Annotated in this window: 15 protein-coding genes; 8 read left to right on the forward strand and 7 right to left on the reverse strand. The window is 71.2% G+C overall.

What is annotated here, in order from left to right:
- Window positions 1-52: 52 nt before the first annotated feature.
- Window positions 53-307, reverse strand: a complete 255-nt coding sequence (locus tag H9X80_RS06170) for an HPr family phosphocarrier protein (RefSeq protein ID WP_204793471.1) — start codon at window positions 305-307, stop codon at window positions 53-55.
- Between the two features lie 453 nt (window positions 308-760).
- Here H9X80_RS06170 and H9X80_RS06175 point away from each other — a divergent pair, with 453 nt between their 5' ends.
- On the forward strand, window positions 761-1,270 hold the full coding sequence (locus H9X80_RS06175) for a DNA-deoxyinosine glycosylase (protein ID WP_204793472.1): 510 nt from the start codon (window positions 761-763) through the stop codon (window positions 1,268-1,270).
- Between the two features lie 81 nt (window positions 1,271-1,351).
- Here H9X80_RS06175 and H9X80_RS06180 read toward each other — a convergent pair whose 3' ends face one another.
- From H9X80_RS06180 to H9X80_RS06195, 4 genes are all read right to left on the reverse strand, one after another.
- Window positions 1,352-2,308, reverse strand: a complete 957-nt coding sequence (locus tag H9X80_RS06180; RefSeq protein ID WP_204793473.1) for a carbohydrate kinase family protein — start codon at window positions 2,306-2,308, stop codon at window positions 1,352-1,354.
- Between the two features lie 181 nt (window positions 2,309-2,489).
- On the reverse strand, window positions 2,490-3,881 hold the full coding sequence (locus H9X80_RS06185) for a glycoside hydrolase family 32 protein (protein WP_204793474.1): 1,392 nt from the start codon (window positions 3,879-3,881) through the stop codon (window positions 2,490-2,492).
- A 185-nt stretch (window positions 3,882-4,066) separates the two neighbouring features.
- Window positions 4,067-6,268, reverse strand: a complete 2,202-nt coding sequence (locus tag H9X80_RS06190) for a glucose PTS transporter subunit IIA (RefSeq protein WP_342590881.1) — start codon at window positions 6,266-6,268, stop codon at window positions 4,067-4,069.
- A gap of 286 nt (window positions 6,269-6,554) precedes the next feature.
- On the reverse strand, window positions 6,555-7,538 hold the full coding sequence (locus tag H9X80_RS06195; protein WP_204793476.1) for a LacI family DNA-binding transcriptional regulator: 984 nt from the start codon (window positions 7,536-7,538) through the stop codon (window positions 6,555-6,557).
- Window positions 7,539-7,679: 141 nt separating this feature from the next.
- Here H9X80_RS06195 and H9X80_RS06200 point away from each other — a divergent pair, with 141 nt between their 5' ends.
- Window positions 7,680-10,235: an excinuclease ABC subunit UvrA gene (locus H9X80_RS06200; RefSeq protein ID WP_204793477.1), complete on the forward strand. Its 2,556-nt coding sequence runs from the start codon at window positions 7,680-7,682 to the stop codon at window positions 10,233-10,235.
- Window positions 10,236-10,860: 625 nt separating this feature from the next.
- On the forward strand, window positions 10,861-11,619 hold the full coding sequence (locus H9X80_RS06205; RefSeq protein WP_204793478.1) for an MATE family efflux transporter: 759 nt from the start codon (window positions 10,861-10,863) through the stop codon (window positions 11,617-11,619).
- 802 nt (window positions 11,620-12,421) lie between these two features.
- On the opposite strand, the gene H9X80_RS06210 is transcribed toward H9X80_RS06205, so the two are convergent.
- A complete protein-coding gene (locus H9X80_RS06210) occupies window positions 12,422-14,806 on the reverse strand; it encodes a plasma-membrane proton-efflux P-type ATPase (RefSeq protein ID WP_204793479.1) in 2,385 nt (794 codons plus the stop codon).
- A gap of 114 nt (window positions 14,807-14,920) precedes the next feature.
- Here H9X80_RS06210 and H9X80_RS06215 point away from each other — a divergent pair, with 114 nt between their 5' ends.
- A complete protein-coding gene (locus tag H9X80_RS06215; protein ID WP_204793480.1) occupies window positions 14,921-15,793 on the forward strand; it encodes a LysR family transcriptional regulator in 873 nt (290 codons plus the stop codon).
- Between the two features lie 137 nt (window positions 15,794-15,930).
- Here the strand turns inward: H9X80_RS06215 and H9X80_RS06220 are convergent, their stop codons facing one another.
- Window positions 15,931-17,955 carry an amylosucrase gene (locus H9X80_RS06220; protein WP_239471709.1) on the reverse strand — a complete coding sequence of 675 codons (2,025 nt, stop codon included), beginning with the start codon at window positions 17,953-17,955 and terminating at the stop codon, window positions 15,931-15,933.
- Window positions 17,956-18,379: 424 nt separating this feature from the next.
- Here H9X80_RS06220 and H9X80_RS06225 point away from each other — a divergent pair, with 424 nt between their 5' ends.
- The 4 genes from H9X80_RS06225 (at window position 18,380) to H9X80_RS06240 (ending at window position 21,038) form a co-directional block, all read left to right on the forward strand.
- A complete protein-coding gene (locus tag H9X80_RS06225; RefSeq protein WP_204793481.1) occupies window positions 18,380-18,595 on the forward strand; it encodes a LysR family transcriptional regulator in 216 nt (71 codons plus the stop codon).
- A 74-nt stretch (window positions 18,596-18,669) separates the two neighbouring features.
- Complete coding sequence (locus tag H9X80_RS06230) at window positions 18,670-19,269, forward strand: substrate-binding domain-containing protein (RefSeq protein ID WP_204793482.1); 600 nt, start codon at window positions 18,670-18,672, stop codon at window positions 19,267-19,269.
- 86 nt (window positions 19,270-19,355) lie between these two features.
- Window positions 19,356-19,904, forward strand: a complete 549-nt coding sequence (locus H9X80_RS06235; protein ID WP_204793483.1) for a nitroreductase family protein — start codon at window positions 19,356-19,358, stop codon at window positions 19,902-19,904.
- A gap of 171 nt (window positions 19,905-20,075) precedes the next feature.
- Window positions 20,076-21,038: a 3'-5' exonuclease gene (locus H9X80_RS06240; RefSeq protein ID WP_204793484.1), complete on the forward strand. Its 963-nt coding sequence runs from the start codon at window positions 20,076-20,078 to the stop codon at window positions 21,036-21,038.
- Window positions 21,039-21,155 lie beyond the last annotated feature (117 nt).

Raw genomic sequence — 21,155 nt, forward strand, 5'->3', positions numbered from 1 at the left:
TCGCCTAGACGACCCGTAGAGCGGCCGGGCCCCTGGCAGTCGAATCTACCTATCAGAACGTGGCCAGCAGCTTCCTGATCGCCTCTCCGGCGGTGGCCTCGTCGGGGCCGTCAACGCGCACCACGACGTGCTCGCCGGGACGGACGCCCAGCATCATGAGGTCGAACGTCTGCCGCGCGTCGACCGTGCGGCCCGCGTGGGTGAGGGTGACACGGCTGCGCCAGCGCGCCGCCTCGCCGGCAAGCAGCACCGCGAGCTGCACGTGCAGCCCCAGCGGGTCGGTGATGTCACAGGGTAGCTCGAGCATGGGTTCCTCTCGGGGGTTGAGGCGCGTGGTGCCCATATTCACAAACCTTAGAGCTCACGTGCACTCACGGCGAGAAGAACCCGCCGAGCGTCGCGCGCCGCTCGCTGGGCGGTAGGGGAGGGCGCGGCGAGAAGAACGTGCGGCTGCGTCGTCGCGTGCGGGGCGCGGTGCCGGATCCGCGGGGTTTGTGCGCCGCGCGGGATTTGCTGGGAGTGTGCGCGTCCGCCGCCTGATTCGTCGCCCCTGTGTGCGGTGTTGTGCACAGGGGCGGAGCTTTTCGCGGCGCAAACGCACACTCCCCGGGATTTTGGCGCAGCGCACACGGGCGCCGATTCGCGCACCGCCGAGTCGCACACCGGCGAGTCGCACACCGCCGAGTCGCGCACCGCCGAGCCGTACGTCGCAGAAGCCCGTCGGTCCTGTTCTTCTCGCCGACTGCGCTACCATGGGCGCATGGCGGAGTATCAGCACATAACCCACGGCTTCGAGCCGGTCTTCGACGAGCGCAGCCGTGTGCTGGTGCTGGGCTCGTTTCCCTCCGTGCTCAGTCGGGAGAACCGCTTCTACTACGGCAACCCGCGCAACCGCTTCTGGCGCGTGATGGCGGCGGCGCTGGGGGAGCCCGTGCCCGCGGACGGGGACATCCCCGCCAAGCGGGCGCTGCTGCTGCGCCACGGCGTCGCGCTCTGGGACGTGATCGAGAGCTGCGACGTGCGCGGATCGTCGGACGCGTCCATCAGGAACGTGGTGCCGGCGGACGTGGCGAGAATAACGTCCGTGTCGCCGATTCGCGCGGTGCTCTGCAACGGCGGCACGGCGGCGCGGCTGTACCACCGCTGGCTGGAGCCGGTGACGGGGATGGACGCGGTGACGCTGCCCTCCACGAGCCCGGCCAACGCCGCCTGGTCCGCGGAGAGGCTCGCCGAGCGCTGGTCCGCGGCGCTTGCCCCCTACGTGCGATAGGCCCGTCAGCAGGAAGCCCCGCAAGAAGGCGGCCGGGCCCCGTGGGGGCGCCCGGCCGCCGTTGGCGTCATCTCGTACGAGCTAGGCGAGCAGCGCCTCCGCCTCGGAGCGCTCCGGCATCGCGGGGATGGCGCCGCGCTTGCGCACGCAGAGGGACGCCACCGCGTTGCCCAGGCGCGCAAAGCTCACGGCGTCGTCCAGCGTGACCTCGGCGGGTGCCTTGCCGCTCTCGCAGAACGCGGCGAGGAAGCCGCCCCAGAACGAGTCGCCGGCGCCCGTGGCGTCCACGGCCTCGGCCGGGAACCCCGGTACCTCGCGCCCGCCCTCGGCGCAGGCCACGTAGGCCCCGCCGGCGCCGAGCGTCACGGCCACCACGCGCGGGCCCTGCTCCAGTAGCGTCGCCGCAGCGGCAGCCGGGTCCTTCTCGCCCGTGAGCAGCTCGCACTCCTCGTCGGAGAGCTTCATGAGGTCCATCTGCGGCACCACGGAGCGCATTTGCTCAGACGCGGCCTCCGCGCTCGGCCAGAGGTTGGCGCGGTAGTTGGGGTCGTAGGAGGTGACGCAGCCGGCCTCGCGCGCCACGCGCAGCGCCTCGAGCGTGGCCGAGCGCGCGGGCTCGTCGGTGAGCGAGAGCGACCCCACGTGGAAGACGCGTGAGTCGGCGATCACGTCGCGGGCCAGCTCGTCGGCCGTGATGCGGGTGTCCGCGTCCGGCTTGCGGGCGAAGGAGAACTCGCGCTCGCCGTTGGGCGCAAGCTGCACGAAGGCCAGCGTGGTGAATGCGTCCGGGTCGGAGACGAGGCCCGTGGTGTCGATGCCGTTCTCCTCCAGGGTGCGGCGCAGGAAGGCGCCGTGCATGTCGCAGCCCACCTTGCCGAGGAAGGCGGTCTTGTGGCCGAGCCGCTGCAGGGCCACCAGCACGTTGGCAGGGGCGCCGCCGGCGTTGCGCTCGAACAGGTGGCCGCCGGCCTCCGACGTCCCCGCGTCGGTGAAGTCGATGAGCAGCTCGCCCAGGGCGCTGACAGAGTACGTAGGCATGATGGTGATCCTTTCCCGTGTGGAATCGATTTCACGAACAATACGTGCAGCATGGGCCATCGGCTGGCGCCCGGACGGCTCTTCTCGGTGGACGGCGCGGCGAGACGGGCCTGAGCCCCGGCCCCGCCACGCGCGAGCCGCGCCGCGTGCGAGGCCCGCCGCACGCGGGAACCTCGCAGGGCTACGCTTCGTATGTGCCGGCCATGCCGTCGCCCATCTCCCAGAGCGAGCCGGCCGCCTCGCCCGTAAGCGCCACCTCGAGGGCGTCCGCGCGGGGGAACCAGCGCGTGGAGAGCACCGTCTGCCCGTCGTTGGCGTAGACCTCCACGGCCGAGCTGTCCACGAGGACGCGCAGCTCGCGGACGTCCCCGCAGGGGGCTACGCGCTCGGTGCGCCCGGCGCCGACCCGCTCGTCGGCAAAGGAGAGGGAGAGCTCGCCGTCCGCGCACCTCACGTGCAGGGCGCCGTCAAGCGTGAGCGCGAGCGGCCCCCCGGAGCCGCGCACGACCACGTCGGCGCGGTGGTGTCCCAGCCTGAGGGGCGCGCCCGGGCGAAGGTCGTGGCCCGCGCCCCTCAGGGCGTCGAGCTCGGGGACCGGCCGCTGCAGCAGCGCGCCGCCCTCGCCGGCCGAAAGCTCGCGCGGCACCGTGAGGCAGTGGCACCACGCCAGGCCGTCCGGGGCGCTGTCGTAGGGTGCGTCCGGCATGCCCATCCAGGCTACGAGCAGCGTGCGGCCGGACTCGTCGACAAAGGTCTGCGGCGCGTAGAAGTCAAAGCCGTGGTCCCAGAGGCGAGCGTCCGCACGCGCCACGGTGACGTCGGCGGCCCCCTCGAGCTTCTCGCCAGCCGGAAGCGGCAGGTAGCAGGTCACGTCGTGCAGGCCTCCGGAGAGGGGGTCGTCCTGCATGCCCTGCGGGCAGAGGGAGAGCCACGCGCGGTCGCCGAACATAATCCGGTCCGGGCACTCCCACATGTAGCCGAGCGGCCCGTCGCTGCGCACGGTGCCCGCGCTCTCCCAGCTCACGCCGTCGATCGAGCGCATCAGCAGCGCAAGCCCGCGGTCGTCCAGGTCGCGCGCGCCCAGCAGCATCCACCAGGCGTCGTCGCTGCGCCAGACCTTGGGGTCGCGCACGTGGCAGGTGCAAAACGATGGGTAGCTGGCGTTTCTCAGCACCACGTGCTTCTCGCCGAGCGCGCGGCCGTCGGGGCTCTCAACAAGGATCTGCACGGAGCGGCGCCCGGCACGGACGTAGTCGTAGTCGCCGGGCTCCTTGACGTTGCCGGTGTAGTAGAGGCGCAGCCCGCCCTCCCACGGCACGGCGCAGCCCGAGTACGCGCCGCTCGTCTCATCGGGGGTGTCGGGCGCGATCGCCATGCCCAGGTGGCGCCAGTGCACGAGGTCGTCGCTCACGGCGTGGCCCCAGCCGCGCGCGGCCCCGGGCGCGGGCCACTCGGGGCTGTACTGGTGAAAGACGTGGTAGGTGCCGTTCAGCTGGCAGAGCCCGTTGGGGTCGTTGAGCCAGCCGGTGGGCGGCATGAGGTGAAATCCCATTCTCCAGCGGTCGTGTGACATGTGAGGGAACCCTCCGTAGGGACTCGTAAAGACGTGGCGAGAAGAACCTGGGGCTTGTGCGGTGGAGCGTGCGCGGCGGCGTCGGCGGCTCGGGCAGCTGCGGCTCGGGCAGCTGCGGCGCGCACGGCGCGTACGGACGGGGCGCCCGCAGCCAGGCCGCGGGCGCCCCGAGGGAGCACTCCTGCCTAGGCGAGCTCGATGATAGCCTCGCCAGGGGCCACCGTGGCGCCGGTGTGCGCGGTCACGCTGGCGTAGGCGTCGGTGTTGGTGATAATGACCGGGGTCACCGGATCCAGCCCGGCGGCGAGGATGGCGTCGAGGTCGACGTCCATGAGCAGCTGCCCCGCGCTCACGTGGTCGCCCACGCTGACGTGCGCGGTGAAGGGCTTGCCCTCAAGCGTCACGGTGTCGATGCCGATGTGCATGAGGATCTCGGCTCCCGCGTCGGTGGTCATGCCGAGCGCGTGACCCGTCTCGGCGAGCACGGTGACGGTGCCCGCGGCCGGCGCGTAGAGCTTGCCCTCGGTGGGCTGGACGGCGGCGCCGGTGCCCATGGCCTCGCTCGCAAAGACCGGGTCGGGGACCTCGGTCATCTTGATGACGGTGCCGGCGAGCGGCGAGACGATCGTCTCGGCGGCAGCGGCGGACGTGGTGCCCGCGATGGCGGACACGGCGGCGTCGGCCGCGGCGGCGGAGAGGGCCGCGGCGTCGGCGGCGTCGGAGGCGGGGGCGGCCACGGAGGCCTGGACGGTCGGGGCGGCCTGCTCGGCGGCCTCCTCCGGGTCCTTGAAGAGCATGAAGGTGAGGCCGAAGCCGACGCCGGCGGCGATGAGGAACATCACCACGTACTGGACGGGCTGGTTGAGGCAGAGCAGCAGGCCGAAGATGCCGGTGACGCCGGTGCCGTTGGCGGCCAGCCCCACGATGGAGGCGAATATGGCGCCTAGGCCGCCGCCGATGCAGCCGCAGACGAAGGGCTTGAAGAAGCGGATGTTCACGCCGAAGATGGCCGGCTCGGTGATGCCCATGAACGCGGAGAGCGAGGAGGGTAGGGCCAGGGCGCGGGTCTTGACGCTCTTGGTCTTGAGGGCCACGGCGAGGGCGGCGCCGGCCTGGCCGATGTTGGCGGCGGAGGCGAGCGGCAGCCAGTAGGTCACGCCATAGCTGGCGATCTGGCCGAGGTCGATCGTGGTGTGCATCTGGTGGATGCCGGTGACGACGGTCGGGGCGTAGAGGGCGCCCATGATGAGCGAGCCGATGCCCGCCGGCAGCGTGATCAGCCACTGGATGGCGCCGAGGATGGCGTTCTCGGCCCAGACGAAGATTGGGCCCACCACGAGCATCGTGATGTAGGCGGTCACGGCCACGGAGACAAGGGGCGTCACGAAGAGGTCGAAGGCCTCGGGGACCACCTTGTGCAGGCGCTTCTCAAAGAAGGCCAGGATCCAGCAGGCCACCACGATGGGGATGACGTGGCCCTGGTAGCCGGTCCACTCGATGGAGTAGAGGCCGGGGATCACGGCGTAGGTGGGGATGGTCTCCCCGTTGGCCACCATCGTCGCCACGCTGTTGGCGTTGGTGAGCGCGGGGTTGATCAGCACCATGCCGATGACGGCGCCGAGGTAGGGGTTGGCGCCGAAGGCCTTGGCGGCCGAGAAGCCGATGAGGATCTGCAGGAACGTGAAGGCCCTGTTGGCCACGAGGTTGAGGATCTGATACCACGCGTTGTCGGTGCTGAGGCTGATGAAGCCCTGCGTGTCCATGAAGCTGAGGGCGCTCATGATGCCCAGCAGCAGGCCCGAGGCCACGATGGCGGGGATGATGGGCACGAAGACGTCGCCCAGCAGCTTGATGGCGCGCATGAACGGGTTGGTCTGCTGCTGCGCCGCGGCCGCCTTGGCCTCCTCCTTGGAGGCGGCGCTGATGTGGCCGAGCGCGATGAACTCGTCGTAGACCTTGTTGACGGTGCCGGTGCCGTAGATGACCTGCAGCTGGCCCGACGCCTTGAAGTTGCCCTTGGCGCCGGTCGCGTTGTCCACGGCGGCCTGGTTCACCTCGGAGTCGTCGGCGAGCACGAGCCTCAGGCGCGTGGCGCAGTGCGCGGAGCGTCGCTTCCCCCCTGTGGCACGCCGCTTGCGCGCCGTGCCGGCGAGCCGAACTCGCAAGCCGGACCGGTAAACCACGACTCCGCATGTGAAATCGTTCTCACAATATGCCGAGAAGCGCATGGACTTTGTGTTGGTTGGCGAACGGCCGTATTTTCTCGGCAAGCGGCTGTCGAGAAGAACCGTGGGGTTGTGTCGGCGCCGGCTGGGGTGTGATGCGGCTGGACGTTCTTCTCGCCTGCGGATCGGGCCGGGGCTCTGGTGCTTGCAAAATCGCGGCATTGCGCTCGAGCACCTCCCGGGAGCTTACGAAATCGCGACCGTTGCGCCGGGACACGGCCCATGCGCTTAGAAAATCGCGACCGTTACGCCTGCCCCGTCTGTGATGTCTCGTCCGGCCCGAGAAACTCCAGGTGGCGTTTGCGCGAGAGGCGCCGTGCGTCCTCGAGAGGGGAGAGCTGTGTACGGGGCGCCGAAACGACCGCCGTTTCGTAAGCGCGGGGGCCGCCGTCCCTGCAACGGTCACGATTCCGTAAGCACGCTCACTTCCGCCGACGCCGACACCAGCTCAGCGCGTGGAGTTTCTCGCCACGACGTCATAGCCCATCTTGAGCTCGCGCGGCACGGAGTCGTCGCCGGCCATCATCCCGACCAGCATCCGGGCGGCCTCCACGCCCGAGGTCTTGTAGTGGTGGTGCACGGTGGTGAGCGTGGGCGTCACGATCTGGGAGAGCTCCGCGTCGCCGACGCCGGTGACCGCCACGTCCTCCGGCACGCGCCGACCGTACTCGCGCAGGCAGGTGAGCGCCCCGTAGGCGATCGAGTCGGTGGCGCAGACGATGGCGTCGAGGTCGGGGTGCGCGTCGAGCAGCGACTCGGCCTGCTCGTAGCCGGAGTCCACCGTGAACTCGGCCACGCGCGTCATGTCGTCTGCCACCGTCACGCCCGCGGCGGCGCACCCGGCGAGAAACCCCTCACGGCGCATCCGCCCGGCCGACACGTCCTCCTCGAGCACGCCGATGTAGGCGGGCCGCGACGAGCCCCGCAGCGCGAGCGCCGTCACGTCGCGCACGGCGTCGAAGTCGTCCTGGTAGACGCAGGTGCGCCCGGCCACGTTCTGGTCGAGCACCACCAGGGGCACGCCGAGCGCCGAGAAGGCCGCCTCGTGCTCCGGGGTGACGACGGTCGCCACGAGGATGACGCCGTCCACGCGGCTCTTCTCGGCAAACAGGCGCAAAAACTCGACCTCGCGCGCGGCATCGTTGTCCGTGTTGGCAAGGAGCACCTGGTAGCCGGCCTGGTTGAGCACGCCCGTGATGCCGGCGACCATCCGGCTCACCGAGGCGGAGTTGATCTTGGGGATGACCACGCCCACCACGTCGCTCTTGCCGGTGCGCAGCGTCTTGGCCTGCCGGGAGGGCACGTAGCCGGTCTGCTCGATGACGCGGCGGATGGCGTCGCGCTTCTCCTGGCTGACGTAGCCGTCGTTGAGGTAGCGCGAGACCGTGGCCCGCGAGACCCCCGCCATCTGTGCGATCTGGTTGATGTCCATGCGTCCTCCCCGTTTGCGTACCGAGTGTAGCGCACGACGCGTCCGCGGGCCCAGCCCCAAGCCGGAGAGGCGGGCGTGTCCGTCACGCGTCCGGTCCCGGGCGTATCATCAGGGGCGAGAAGAACGACGGAGGGGGCGGACATGCCAAGGGCGGGGCAGCCAGACCACATCGAGGTGCGCGGGGCGCGCGTGCACAACCTCAAGAACGTGGACGTTGACGTGCCGCTGGGGTGCCTCGTGGGGATCGCGGGCGTGTCGGGCTCGGGCAAGAGCTCGCTGGCGCTCGGCACACTCTACGCGGAGGGCAGCCGGCGCTACCTGGACGCCCTCTCAACCTACACGCGCCGGCGCATCGGCCAGACGGCGCGGGCCACGGTGGACGAGGTGCTCCACGTGCCCGCCGCGCTCGCGCTGCGGCAGCGCCCGGGCGTGGGCGGGGTGCACTCCACCTTCGGCACCTCCACCGAGCTGCTTAACTACCTGCGCCTCATGTTCTCGCGCCTGGGCAGCCACCGCTGCCCCCACTGCGGCGCGCACGCCGAGCCTTCCATGGCGGTGGCGCTCATGCAGCCGATCACCTGCCCCAACTGCGGGCGTGAGTTCTACGGCCCCGGCGCCGAGGACCTCGCGTTCAACAGCGGCGGCGCCTGCCCCACCTGCGGCGGGACGGGCGTGGTGCGCACGGTGGACGAGTCCACGCTCGTGCCGGACGAGTCGATCAGCATCGACGATGGCGCGGTGCTGCCGTGGGGCAGCCTCATGTGGGACCTCATGAAGCAGGTCTGCGGCGCCATGGGCGTGCGTACCAACGTCCCGTTCAACCAGCTCACGCCCGAGGAGCGCGAGATCGTCTTCCACGGCCCCATGGTCAAGAAGCACATCCTCTACAAGGCCAAGAAGGGCGACACCTTCGCGGAGATGGACTTCACCTACTACAGCGCCGTCAACACCGTGAAGAACGCCCTCTCCAAGGCCAAGGACGAGAAGGGCCTCGCGCGCGTGGCAAAGTTCCTGCGCGAGGACGTGTGTCCGGACTGCGGCGGCACGCGCCTCTCGGAGGCGGCGCGCGGCCCGATGATCGACGGGCGCACGCTCGCCGACGCCACGGCGCTCACGCTCGACGAGCTCGCCGCCTGGGTGCCCGGCGTGCCCGCGCTCATGCCTGAGGCCCTGCGCCCCATGGCCCAGACCATCGTTGACGAGTTCGCCGAGCCCATCTGCCGCCTGCAGCAGCTGGGCCTGGGCTACCTCAGCCTGGACCGCGCCTCGTCCACGCTCTCCACGGGCGAGCGCCAGCGCGTGCAGCTGGCCCGCGCGGTGCGCAACCGCACCAACGGCGTCCTCTACGTGCTCGACGAGCCCTCCATCGGCCTGCACCCCTCCAACGTGGACGGGCTTCTCGGCGTGGTGGACGACCTGCTCGAGGACGGCAACTCCGTGGTGCTCGTGGACCACGACGTGCGGGTGCTGCGTCGCGCGGACCACCTGATCGAGATCGGCCCCGGCTCGGGCGCCGACGGCGGGCGCGTCATCGCCCAGGGCACGGTGGCAGACGTCGAGAAGAACCCGGACTCGCGGATCGCGCCGTTTCTCTCCGGCGAGCGGGGCGTGCGCGTGCGCAGCCGCGCGGCGGCCGACGACGTGTTCGAGCACGGGGCAATCCGCCTGGAGACGGGCGCCATCCACACGGTGCGCCCGCTCTCGGTGGAGGTCCCGCGCGGGCGGCTCACCGCGGTCACGGGCGTCTCCGGCTCGGGCAAGACCACGCTCGTGCTGGAGAGCCTGATTCCGGCCCTGCGCGCCGCCATCGCGGGCGAGGCGCTGCCGTCCCACGTGCGCTCGGTCGACGCCGAGGGCATCCGGCGCGCCAACCTCATCGACGCCACGCCCATAGGCGCTAACGTCCGCTCGACGGTGGCCACCTACTCCGGCGTCCTCGACGACCTGCGCCGCGCCTACGCCAAGACCGACGCCGCGCGCGAGCGGGGCCTCAAGGCGGGCGCCTTCTCCTACAATACCGGCAGCCTGCGCTGCCCCACCTGCGACGGTACGGGTCAAATCTCGCTCGACGTGCAGTTCCTGCCGGACGTGGACGTGCCCTGTCCGGACTGCGGCGGCGCCCGCTACGCCCGCGCGGCCTGGGAGATCCCGCTCTTTGGCGAGAAGGACGCGAGGGAGGGCGGCGCGCACGGCCACGGGGACGGCTGCGGGCCCAGCCTGCCGGACCTTCTGGCCCTCACGGTGGACGAGGCCGCGGACGCCCTGGCCGGGACCAAGCTGCGCACGGCCAAGGCCAAGCTGGCCGTCCTCTCCGACCTGGGGCTCGGCTACCTCACGCTCGGCGAGGCCACGCCGGCGCTCTCGGGCGGCGAGGCCCAGCGCCTCAAGCTCGCCAGCGAGCTCACGCGCGACCAGGCCGACGCCCTCTTCGTCTTCGACGAGCCCACGATCGGTCTGCACCCGCTCGACGTGGAGGTCCTTCTCGGCGTGCTGCAGCGCCTCATCGACAACGGTGCCACGGTGGTGGTGATCGAGCACGACCTAGACATGATCGTCAACGCGGACTGGGTGATCGACATGGGCCCGGGCGGCGGCGACGCCGGCGGGCGCGTGGTGGCCGCCGGCACGCCCGAGCAGGTGGCGGCCTGCCCGGAGAGCGTCACGGGCCGCTACGTGGCGGAGGAGCTGCGCGCGTAGGGCGGCCGGGGCCGGGCGTCCTTCTCGCCGGTTGCTATGGAGGTTGCTTCAGAGTCCCTGCGGGGGCGCCGTCCCGGCTCCTGCTGGGGCGCCGTCCCGGTTCCTGCGAAGACTGCCGCTCCGGCCCCTGCGGAAGTTGCCGTCCCGGCCCCTGCGCCGGAACCGGCGGGGTTGTGCGTTTTAGCCGCGAGAAACACGGGGGTTGTGCGCGCCGGCGCACACAGGGGCGCCGATTTCGGCACCCGGAACGCACACTCTCGGGAAATTCCGCGCAAGGGGCGCAGGCCGCCGCGCAAGGGGCGCAGGCCGCCGTGCAAGGGGCGCAGGCCGCCGTGCGTCGCGCAGGAGCCGCTGCGCGTCCGGGAGCCGCCGCGCGTCCCGCGTCCTTCTCGCCGTCCGGCCGTTTGACTTTGCGGGCGCGGCTTCGCTAGCATGGGGTCAAGCGGCCGTGGCCGCAAATTGAAGAGACTCACCGGAGGGTCGTGCGCCGCAGCGCACAGGGAGGCCAGGGCCTCTGGACCGGAGAAGGTGTCGGGTGCGCCCGGTTGTCGAGAGACGATCGGGCGCGCCTTTTTTGTGGACCGCCGCGCCGTCCGCCGGCCGGCGGGGAGGGGAGGAGAAGGACATGGACTCGCGCACGCTCTACCTGGGGACGCCCACGCGGCGCCTCTTCTTCATGGCCGCCGTGCCGGGCGCGGTGAGCATGCTCGCCTCGTCGCTGTGGCAGACGCTCGACGGCGTGTTCGTGGGCCAGTTCGTGGGCGCCACCGCGTTTGCTGCCATCAACCTCGCGATGCCGTTCGTGATCGTGAACTTTGCCCTGGCCGACCTCATCGGCGTGGGCTCGGCGGTGCCGATCTCGGTGGCGCTCGGCCGCGGCCGGCGCGACGAGGCGAACAGCGTCTTCACCTGCGCGACGATCCTTATCGTGCTCACCGGGCTCGTCACGGGCGCGGCGATGTACCTCGGCGCCCCGACACTCATGTCCCTCATGGGCGCGAGCGGCGAGTTTGCGGAGCTCGCAGTGGGCTACCTGCGCGTCTACGCGCTCTTCTCGCCGCTCTCCTCGCTGCTCTACGCGGTCGACAACTTCCTGCGCATCAGCGGCTACATCCGCGGCAGCATGGCGCTCAACGTGGGTATGTCCGCTCTCAGCATGTCGCTCGAGCTGCTGCTCCTGGCGGGCCTGGGGTGGGACACGCGCGGGTGCGCTCGCTCGCGGGGTGCGTGGCGATGTCGGTCTGCAGCGTCATCGGCTACGTGCCGTTCCTGCGCGGGCGCGCCACGCTGCGCCTCTGCCGGCCTCGGTTCCGTGCCCGCCTGGTGCGTCAGATCGCCGCGTGCGGCAGCCCCACCTTCCTCAACAACGTGGCGGGCCGCGTGACCTCGATCGTCATGAACGCGATCCTCGTGCGCACCGGCGGCGAGGTTGCGGTGTCGGTCTACGGCGTGCTCATGTTCGTCGACGGCTTCGTGCAGCCGCTGCTCTACGGCATGTGCGACTCGCTGCAGCCCGCGGTGGGCGTGAACTGGGGCGCGCGCCGCCACGCGCGGGTGCGCTCGCTCGCGCGCCACTCGTTTGCGGCTGCGGCGGCGACTGCCACTGCGAGAAGTGGGCGCCGAGAAGAACAAGACGGCGGGGCGATTGGGGCTGCGCGGCCCTTCTCGCCCCGCCGTTCTTTGTGGGCTGCGACTGGCGTGCCAGCTGGTGGTGGGCGTGCTTACGAACCCGCGGCTGTTGCACCGGTTGGCCCGATGCGCGCTTTGAGAATCGCGGTTGTTGCACCACCTGGTCAAGAAGGTGCTTACGGAATCGCACTCAATACGGCATCTGGGGCCTCAATCGCTTTGAAATCCTGGGTTGTTCCACCAGGCGACGTTGGATGCAGGTGCAACAGCATGCGCTTTCAAAGCAACTCGCCCGATTATGGCGCCGACGACCTCCAGTTTCTAAGCATCGTCGGACTCGGTGTTGCAACGGCCTCTAATCCCAAAGCAGCGATGGGCGGCTGGGCGAGAAGGGCAACGGGGCGAGAAGGACGGCTGGGCGAGAAGGGCAACGGGGCGAGAAGGACGGCTGGGCGAGAAGGGCAACGGGGCGATAAGGACGCGCTGGCGAGAAGGACAACGGGGCGACAAGGACAACCGCGCCGCGAGCGCACGTCGGGCCCGCATCGCGTCGTCCGCTACGCCACGTGGAAGCGACGGAAGAGCGCGACCTTCGCGAAGTCGAGGGCCGCCCCGCCCGCCGCGCACACCGCGAGCGTTGCTGCCACCGCCTCAGGCGTCACCGCAGGCACCGCCACGCCCGCCAGTACGAGCGCCGTGAAGCCCACCGTCACCGCTGCGGCCACGATGAGCATCCCGCGGCTCGGTCGGCTCGCCCACGCGTGCCCGCGCTCGCGCACCGTGAGGATGCGGACCTGCGAGTTCACCACGAGCGCGTACATCACCAGCGTCGGCGCGGCCCCCGCACCCAGCCCGAGCGGACCAGCGGCGAGCCAGGCCACCACGAGCTCCTCGACCGCGAAGAGCGCGCCCAGCACGGCCGAGGCGCGCACGATCGAGTGCAGGTCCCAGCCGTTGGGGGAGGTCGTGGCGCGCACGTTGTCGGTGGCGATGGACATCGTGGCGAAGTCGTTGGCAAAGATGAGCAGGCTCATGCCCAGAAGCGAGACGAGCATGCTTCCGGTGAGCACATACCCGGCGGCAAGGAGCACCACCGACTCCACGACCTTGGTGACCTTGTTGATGACCCAGGTGAGCATCCGCTGGTAGGCGCGGCGGCTTTCGGTGAGGGCGTCCACGATGCCGGCGAGCCCCTCGCCGGTGAGCACCGCCGACGCCGCGCCGCGGGCCACGTCGGTGGCGCCGGGGGCAGCGCACCCCAGCTCGGCTTGGGCGAGGGCGGGGGCGTCGTTGACGCCGTCGCCGGTCATGCCCACGGAGTGGCCCGCCTCCTGGAGCAGGTGCACGATCAGGTGCTTGTCGGCGGGGAGCACCTCGGCAAAGCCGTCCGAGCCCTCCACCAGCGCAAGCTGCGCGTCGTGCGGGGCGTCGCGCAGCTCGGCGGCGCGCCGGACGCGGCCGCCCACGCCCACGGCCGCCGCGACCTCGCGCGCGATGGCCGCGTCGTCGCCGGTGAGCATCAGCGGGCGCACACCGAGCGCCCGCAGGCGCCCCACGAGCTCGGCCGCGTCGTCGCGCGGGGGGTCGGCCAGGCCGAGCAGCCCCACGACCTCGAGGTCCTTCTCGCCTGTGCCGGAGGCCACGGCCACGCAGCGCAGGCCTCGTGCGGAGAGGCCCTCGACGGCGCGCCCGAGCGTCTCCGCGTCCGTGGCGGCAAGGCCTGCCACCACGCGCGGCGCGCCCTTGACGAGAAGGACCCGCGTGCCGTCCGCGAGCTCCGCGGTGGCCTCGGTGCGCTTGGCCGCGGGGTCGAAGGGGACGTAGGAGAGCTGTCGCGCGCCGGCCGCGCCCACGCCGTCCGCCTGCGCGCGGCGCCTGATCGCGGCGTCGATGGCCTCCGAGCCGGTGGCCTCGCTCGCCAGCGCCGCGGCGCGCACGACCTCCGCGGCCGTGTGGCCGCCGAGCGGGACGACCTCGGTGACCTCGAGCTGGTTGGTGGTGAGTGTGCCGGTCTTGTCGAGGCAGAAGACGTCGATCGAGGCGGCGTCCTCCACGGAGTCGAGCCTCGTCACGAGCACGCCCTCGCGCGAGAGCGCCAGCGCGCCCGCCGCCTGCACGATGGCGAGGACTGCGGGCAGTGCCACGGGGACCGCGCCCATGAGGAAGGTGATCACGAGCGACGCCACGTCCACGAGGCCGTCGCCGCGCACGAGCGCGTAGCCGCCCACCACGACCGATGCGGCCACGCCCAGGTACATCATGTACCGCACGATCGAGAAGAGCAGCTCCTGCTGGCGCGAGCGCGGCGCGGCGTCGCGCACGAGCGCGGCGGTGCGGCCGAGCCCCGAGCGCTCGCCGGTGGCGGTGACGACGGCCGTCACGGCGCCGCGGGCCACGACGGAGCCCGCCGGGAGCTCGTCGCCGGCCGCGACCGTCCGGGGCAGGGACTCGCCGGTGAGCGAGGAGAGGTCGGCGTCGGCGTCGCCGGAGAGCACGCGCACGTCGGCCGGCACCACGCGTCCCAGGCCGAGCGAGACCACGTCGCCCACCACGAGCTCGCGGGCCGCCACCTCGCCCCAGGCGCCGTCGCGCCGGCAGCTCACGCCCACGGCGAGGTCGCGCCGCAGCAGCTCCACCGCCCGGCGCGCGCTCGAGGACTGCAGCTGGCCCACCACGGCGTTGACCGTGAGCAGCACGGCGATGACCACGGCCTCGGTGGCGTGGCCCACGGCCAGCGCGAGCACCGCCGCCAGCTCGAGCAGCCACGGCATCGGCCCCCAGTAGCGGGCGAGAAACGCGAGCACGGGGTTGCGTCGCCGTTCGGCCACCTCGTTGGGGCCGTCCTCGGCGAGCCGGCGCGCTGCCTCCGCGCTCGTGAGGCCGGCCGCGGTGCCGTCCCCGGACGCCTCCTGCGTGGGGTTCTGTGCCGTGCGTGCGTCCATCTCTGCCCTGCCTTCCTCCGGGTGCTTCGCCACGAAGGTACCGCGCCGCAGGACATATGTAAATTACTATTATGAGTATGAGAACTATCGATAATTACGATGGATTGGAGCGTCATGGCCGGACGCATGACGATCAGGCACCTGGAGCTCTTCCGCGCCGTCTGCGAGGCCGGGGGCGTGAGCGCAGCCGCGCGGGAGCTGGGCGTCTCCCAGCCGTCCGTGAGCCAGGCGGTGCGCGACCTCGAGCTCCACTTTGGCGTCGAGCTCTTTGACCGCGAGGGCCGGCAGATGCTCCTCACCGAGCAGGGCGCGCGCCTCCTCGCCCGCGCCCGGGCGGTCCTCGACGACCTGGGGGACCTCGAGTGCGCGATGTCCGAGGCGGCCGGGACCCAGACGCTGCGGATCGCCTCGAGCATCACGTGCGGGACCTGCCACCTGCCGGCCGCGCTCGCGCGCCTCGCCGCGGCGGCGCCCCAGGTGCGGCCGCGCGTGCGCGTGGAGGACTCGCAGGCCGTCGAGCGCGACGTGGTGGCGGGCGTTGCGGAGGTAGGCCTGGTGGAGGGGCTCGTGCACGACGGCACCCTCGTGGCGGAGCCGTTCGCGCGCGACGAGCTGGTGGCCGTGGCGGCGCCCGGCCGCGCGGGCGAGGCCGTCACGGCGGCCGAGCTCGCCCGGGGGCGCCTGGTGCTGCGCGAGCGCGGCAGCGGCGTGCGCGAGCTCTTCGAGGCGGCCCTCACTGAGCGCGGCCTTGCCTGCGACCCCGTCTGGGAGAGCGTCTCCACCGAGGCCCTCGTCGCGGCCGTGGAGGCGGGCCTTGGGGCCTCGGTGCTGCCCGCGAGCCTCGTGGACCGCGCGGTGGGGGAGGGGCGCGTGGCGCGACTAGCCGTCACGGACCTCACGCTCTCCCGGGAACTGCTCGTCATCCGCCGGCGTGGGCGCGCCCTCACACCCGCGACGCAGGCGTTTCTCGCCGCGCTCGGGGCCTGACGGCGGCATGGCCGCCCTTGGGGCTTATGCCTCGGCCCCGCAGCATTCGGTCCCCAGCCGCGCGCCCGCACCCTTAGCACCGGCCCCCAGCCGCGCACCCGCACCCTTAGCACCGGCCGCGCTGCGGAGCCGCGCCCTCACACGAGGAGCCAGGCGAAGCCCCACGCGGGCAGGGAGATCCTCTTGCGCTCGCCCTTCTCGCCGCTCATGAGGTCCGTGCAGCTCACGGTACCCGGCATCCAGACCTCGCGCTCCTCGTCGGAGAAGTTGTAGATCGCAAAGAGGACCTGGTCGCCCGCGCGGCGCGTGATCCAGAGGATGGCCGGGTCGCTGTAGTCGGAGACCTCCGCCTCGGCGTCCGCGTCAAAGACGGCCTCGGCGCGGCGGACGGCCTCGAGCCGGCTCAGCGCTGAGAAGACCTTGCCCTGCACCGTGCTCTTGTCGCGGACGTTGTCGACGAGCGCCCAGTCGAAGCGGCCGCGGTGCACGTAGCGGGAGTCGTCGGCGCGTTCGGGGTCGTCCTTGTAGGTGTAGTCGTTGACCTGGCCCACCTCGTCGCCGCTGTAGATGATCGGCAGGCCGGACTGCGCGAGCAGGTAGGCGTGGAGCATGACGTCCTTGCGGACGGCCACCTCCATCGCCGCCTTGTCGCCCTCGAAGCCGGCCGCCTCGATTCCGCACATCGACGCCGTGGTGGCGCAGAAGCGCGCGTCGCCGGTCATCGGGTCGGCGTTGTAGAGCTCGCCGCGGGAGACGCTGCCGGGGGTGTGCCCCTGGAAGTAGGCGTTGAGGTAGTCCTTGTGCGGGCGCTCCTCCATGCCCCACGCCCTCAGCGCGTCGTAGTCGAGGCCCCAGCCGATGTCGTCGTGGCAGCGCAGGTAGTTGAGGAAGGTGTACTCCTTGGGCAGGCCGCAGACGGACTCGAGCTGCCCGCGCAAAAGGCGCGTGTCGCGCGTGGCCACGGTGTGCCAGGTGGTCGCCATCGTGGTGACGTTGTAGAGCATGTGGCACTCGGGCTTTTCCGGCGTCCCGAAGTAGGGGACCACCTCGACCGGCGCCATGACCACCTCGCCCAGGAGCGCCACGCCCGGGCACACCACCTCGGCGACCATGCGCATCATCCGCACGATGGTGTGGACCTGCGGGAGGTTGCGGCAGTTGGTGCCGAGCTGCTTCCAGATGTAGGGGACCGCGTCCAGCCGCATGACGTCGATGCCCTGGTTGGCCAGGTAGAGGAAGTTGTACATCATCTCGTTGAAGACGCGCAGGTTGCGGTAGTTGAGGTCCCACTGGTAGGGGTAGAACTGCGTCATCACGTACTGGCCGAGCTCGGGCAGGTAGGTCCAGTGGCCGGGCGCGGTGGTGGGGAAGACCTGCGGAACGTCGCGCGTGTACTGGTCGATCACGGCCTGGTTGGACTCGAAGAAGTAGCGGCTCATGTACTCGCCCTCGCCGGCGCGGGCGCGGCGCGCCCAATCGTGCTCCTCGGAGGTGTGGTTCATCACGAAGTCCATGCAGAGGCTGATGCCGCGACGGTGGCACTTCTCGGCAAGGAGGGAGAGGTCGGCCATCGTGCCGAGGTCGGCGCGGACGCTGCGGAAGTCGCGCACCGCGTAGCCGCCGTCGGAGCGGCTCCTGTCGGACGGGGTGTCCAGGAACGGCATGAGGTGCAGGTAGTTGACGTGGCAGCGCTCCACGTAGTCGAGCCGCTCGCCAACGCCCTCGAGGGTGCCGGCGAAGTTGTCCACGTAGAGCTGCATGCCGAGGAGGTCGCGCTGGCGATACCACGCGCCGGCGGCCTCGCGCTGGGTGTCGAGGCGCTTCAGGGACTCCGGGCGCTCGTCGTAGAAGCCCTTCATCCTGTCGAGGAGCTCGGCGAACATGGAGCCGTTGTCGTAGAGCTCCATGTAGAGCCAGCGCAGCTCGTCGTGGTGGCGGGCAAGGTGGCGCTGGAAGACGGCGTCGGAGGACGCCTTGGCGGCGGCTCGTGCGAGCGGGTGGCGGCCGGCGGGCCGTGCCGGGGCGTCCGTTCCGCGTGCGCGCCCGGTGCCGCTGCGCGCCGCGCCGGCCGAGCTGTCGCGCGACACGTCGGCCGCGCCGCTGCGTGCCGCGCCGGCTGTGGCCCCCGAGGTCCTTCTCGCCGAGGTCTTCTTATTTGCCATGGGAGGAATCCTTCCACTTTGTGATGTTTTTCGCACATTACGCATAGATTCTAGCTGCGGTGCCGCCTCGTTTGGGGTGGCTTTTCCTGAGCGTCGCCACCCGTCCCGTGAGCGCCGTCCCCGCCTGGTGCGAGGCGTCTCGACACGGCGCGTCCCGAGGCGCCCCCGCCCTGGCGTGGCGCCCTCTCCGTCAGGCGGACTCCAGCGGCGTCCTGTGTCTTGGGGGTGACGGGACGCGCCCTCCGGCCTGCGCCCTCGCCTCCGGCAGGCTTTCGTTTCTCAACCCGTTGTTTAGCAAGACCATGCGTCTCCCGGGAAGGGGACCCACTCGTGCCATTATTAGAAGGCTGTGTTTGTGGCGCCTGCTGCAAAGCCAAAAAAACCTGAAGCCAGAGCCGTGTTTTTCGCATGGGAGGGGGGTTGCATGAACGTCAAGCAGCTCAGGTACGTCTGCTCGATCGTGGACGCGGGGAGCTTCTCTGCCGCCGCGGCGAGGGAGGGCGTCTCGGTGCAGGCGGTCTCGAAGTCGATGGCCGAGCTCGAGGGGCGCCTGGGGACCCCGCTCTTCGAGCGCCTGAGCGCGGCGTGCGCCCCACGCCCTTCTGCCACGCCTTTGCCCGGCAGGCTCGCCGTGTCCTGAGCGAGTGGGACAGCCTGGAGCGCTTTGCCCTATCGGGCGGGGCCGAGGGCGACCCGAGGGCTTCGGACTTCAGGATGGGCTTCTGCTGCCCGTTCTTTCCGGGCGTCGAGAAGTTCAGCTCGCTCATCTCGATCGTCTCCAGCAAGGTGCTCGGGCGCGAGGTCAGGGTTGACCTGCTCGAGGACGGCGAGTCGCTTGACGCCCTGCGCTCCGGCCGCGTGGGGGGCGTCATCTCCATCGGCCAGATCCACGCCGATGACGTGGTCTGCGGCTCGCTCGGTACGGTGGGGTGCTGCCTGCTCATGGCTCCCGACCACCCGCTCGCCGCGCGCGAGTTCGTCACGATCGAGGACGTCAGCGGCTACCCCGTGCTCTACTCCGACCACTTCGAGCACTTCAAGAGCTCCGTCCTGGACGCCTACCTCGCCCGCGGGCTGCGCTCCAGGTTCGTGGCGGTGAACAACGACGAGGAGCTCGCGGCGTTCATGGCCGCCCACGGCCTCTCGTTCATGGTGGCGGGCAACCTCGTCGTGCCTGGCGGCGGGCTCGTCACGCGCCCCATGGCCAAGGAGGACGAGGTCGCCGTTCCCGTCTGCCTCTCCACGCTGCGGGACTCCGGCGTCATGGACTACAAGGCGTTCCGCCGGGGTCTCTCGAGGCTCAACCTGTTCTAGCCCGGGACCGTCGGCCGCCCCCACCGCCCTTGCCCCGGCTTTGGGGTATAACGGACGCAGGGAAAGCGCGAGCCAGGGAGGTTGCCATGGGCACCGAGAAGAACGTCGAGAAGAACCCCGTCATCGAGGCCATGGAGGAGCGCCGCAGCGTGCGCTCGTACACCGAGGAGGTGCCGAGCGAGGAGCTCGTCTCCCAGGTGGTCGACGCGGGGCTCTGGGCGGCCAGCGGCATGGGCCGTCAGGACACCGTGATCGTTGCCGTGACCAACCGAGCGCTGCGCGACCGCCTCTCCGCCATGAACGCGAAGGTCATGGGCGCGGCCGAGGGCACGGACCCGTTCTACGGCGCGCCCGTGGTGCTCGTGGTCCTCGCGCGCCGCGACGTGCCCACCCACGTCTACGACGGCTCGCTCGTGATGGGCAACCTCATGCTGGCCGCCCACGCGCTCGGCCTCGGGAGCTGCTGGATCCACCGCGCCAAGGAGGAGTTCGACTCCGAGGAGGGTCGCGCGATCCTGGCCGAGCTCGGCGTGGAGGGCGACTTCGAGGGCGTCGGCCACTGCGTGCTGGGCTACGCGGCTGAGGTGCCGGCGCCCAAGCCGCGCCTGGACGGCCGCGTGGTCTGGGCGCGGTAGGGCCGCGCGGACGGCATCCGGCCGCACGCCCGTTGCGTGCGCGTGCCTGCCTGTCGCGCGCGCCCGCGACCTGCAGGTTCTTCTCGCCGGAAGGCCGTGCGCATCTCAGCCGGGCACGTGTGCTAGCCTAGCGTAGTCACTTCCGCGGGAGCCGTCAGAGAGGGCGTCAGGATGGACCTCAGCCAAGCCATAGAGTGCGCGAGCGCCTTCGTCTTCCCCGGCTTCCTCACCGACGACGCGTCGCTCTCCGCCGAGCGCGCCCGGAACGAGGAGGCGCTCGGCGTGCTCATGTCCGCGTGGCGCGAGGCCCCGGCGGGCAGGGAGCCGTTCTCGTTTGACCTGGTGACGTCGCTGGCCGACCGCAACCGCGACGTCTGCGACCGCTTTGGCATAGAGAAGCTGCGCGACCTCTCGCCGTCGAGCCTGGCGCGCGGCCTCTCCACCTCCGACCTCATCCACGCCGTGGCCGTGCTGCAGCACCGCCCGGACTCCAAGGTGGCGGCGCTCGCCGGCCCCGACGCGCGCGACCTGGGCATCGCCTGGGTGGATGCGCCGGTCTCCGGGATGGTCGTGGGCATCGACATCGAGACCACCGACCGCGACCCCGCGCGCGGCTACATCATCAACGTGGGTCTCGAGTTCATGACCGTGGGCCCGGACGCAAAGCCGCACGACCCGTTTGCCGCCTACTTCGGCCTGCCGCAGATGTACGCCGAGAAGGGCGTGCCGCTGTCGGACATCCACAAGATCCAGTGGTCCGACCTCGAGGGCCGCCCGCCCTTCCGGGAGGACAAGAAGGCCCAGGCGGCCATCCTCGCGGCGCTCTCAGCCTACCCGTTCATGGCGCACAACGCGGCCTTCGAGGACTCCTGGTTCATGCTGCACATCGACGGCTACGCCGAGGCGCGCAAGGCCGGGCGCGTGGTGCCCATCGACACGCGCGACATCTGCCGGCGCGTGGACCCCGAGACGCGCATCCTCCCGCACGAGCAGCGGCCGGCCTCGCTGGAGAGCTGGGCGCGCCGCCGCGGGACGCTCAAGGCGGGGGAGTCCGAGCGCCACCTCGGTCTCGACGACGTGGAGCTCATGCTGGCCACGGTGCAGGCGGAGTTCAAGGCCCGCAACATGCTGTAGCGCGCGGGGCTGGCGCTGCGGGCGGCTGCCGCGGTCGAATGCCGTGGGTGGCTGCCGTAGGTGGCTGCCGGCGGCGCGTTTGTGGCGCGTTTTCGCAGGTGCCGGATTCGCCGGGAT

The sequence above is a fragment of the Olsenella profusa genome, from assembly GCF_016900315.1.
GTDB classification, from domain to species: Bacteria; Actinomycetota; Coriobacteriia; order Coriobacteriales; family Atopobiaceae; genus Thermophilibacter; species Thermophilibacter profusus_A.

Bases quoted from the DNA above. Each gene is read 5' to 3' on its own strand.
- H9X80_RS06170 (WP_204793471.1), bottom strand. From the start codon at position 307: ATGCTCGAGCTACCCTGTGACATCACCGACCCGCTGGGGCTGCACGTG.
- H9X80_RS06175 (WP_204793472.1), top strand. From the start codon at position 761: ATGGCGGAGTATCAGCACATAACCCACGGCTTCGAGCCGGTCTTCGAC.
- H9X80_RS06180 (WP_204793473.1), bottom strand. From the start codon at position 2,308: ATGCCTACGTACTCTGTCAGCGCCCTGGGCGAGCTGCTCATCGACTTC.
- H9X80_RS06185 (WP_204793474.1), bottom strand. From the start codon at position 3,881: ATGTCACACGACCGCTGGAGAATGGGATTTCACCTCATGCCGCCCACC.
- H9X80_RS06190 (WP_342590881.1), bottom strand. From the start codon at position 6,268: ATGCCGCGATTTTGCAAGCACCAGAGCCCCGGCCCGATCCGCAGGCGA.
- H9X80_RS06195 (WP_204793476.1), bottom strand. From the start codon at position 7,538: ATGGACATCAACCAGATCGCACAGATGGCGGGGGTCTCGCGGGCCACG.
- H9X80_RS06200 (WP_204793477.1), top strand. From the start codon at position 7,680: ATGCCAAGGGCGGGGCAGCCAGACCACATCGAGGTGCGCGGGGCGCGC.
- H9X80_RS06205 (WP_204793478.1), top strand. From the start codon at position 10,861: ATGGACTCGCGCACGCTCTACCTGGGGACGCCCACGCGGCGCCTCTTC.
- H9X80_RS06210 (WP_204793479.1), bottom strand. From the start codon at position 14,806: ATGGACGCACGCACGGCACAGAACCCCACGCAGGAGGCGTCCGGGGAC.
- H9X80_RS06215 (WP_204793480.1), top strand. From the start codon at position 14,921: ATGGCCGGACGCATGACGATCAGGCACCTGGAGCTCTTCCGCGCCGTC.
- H9X80_RS06220 (WP_239471709.1), bottom strand. From the start codon at position 17,955: ATGGCAAATAAGAAGACCTCGGCGAGAAGGACCTCGGGGGCCACAGCC.
- H9X80_RS06225 (WP_204793481.1), top strand. From the start codon at position 18,380: ATGAACGTCAAGCAGCTCAGGTACGTCTGCTCGATCGTGGACGCGGGG.
- H9X80_RS06230 (WP_204793482.1), top strand. From the start codon at position 18,670: ATGGGCTTCTGCTGCCCGTTCTTTCCGGGCGTCGAGAAGTTCAGCTCG.
- H9X80_RS06235 (WP_204793483.1), top strand. From the start codon at position 19,356: ATGGGCACCGAGAAGAACGTCGAGAAGAACCCCGTCATCGAGGCCATG.
- H9X80_RS06240 (WP_204793484.1), top strand. From the start codon at position 20,076: ATGGACCTCAGCCAAGCCATAGAGTGCGCGAGCGCCTTCGTCTTCCCC.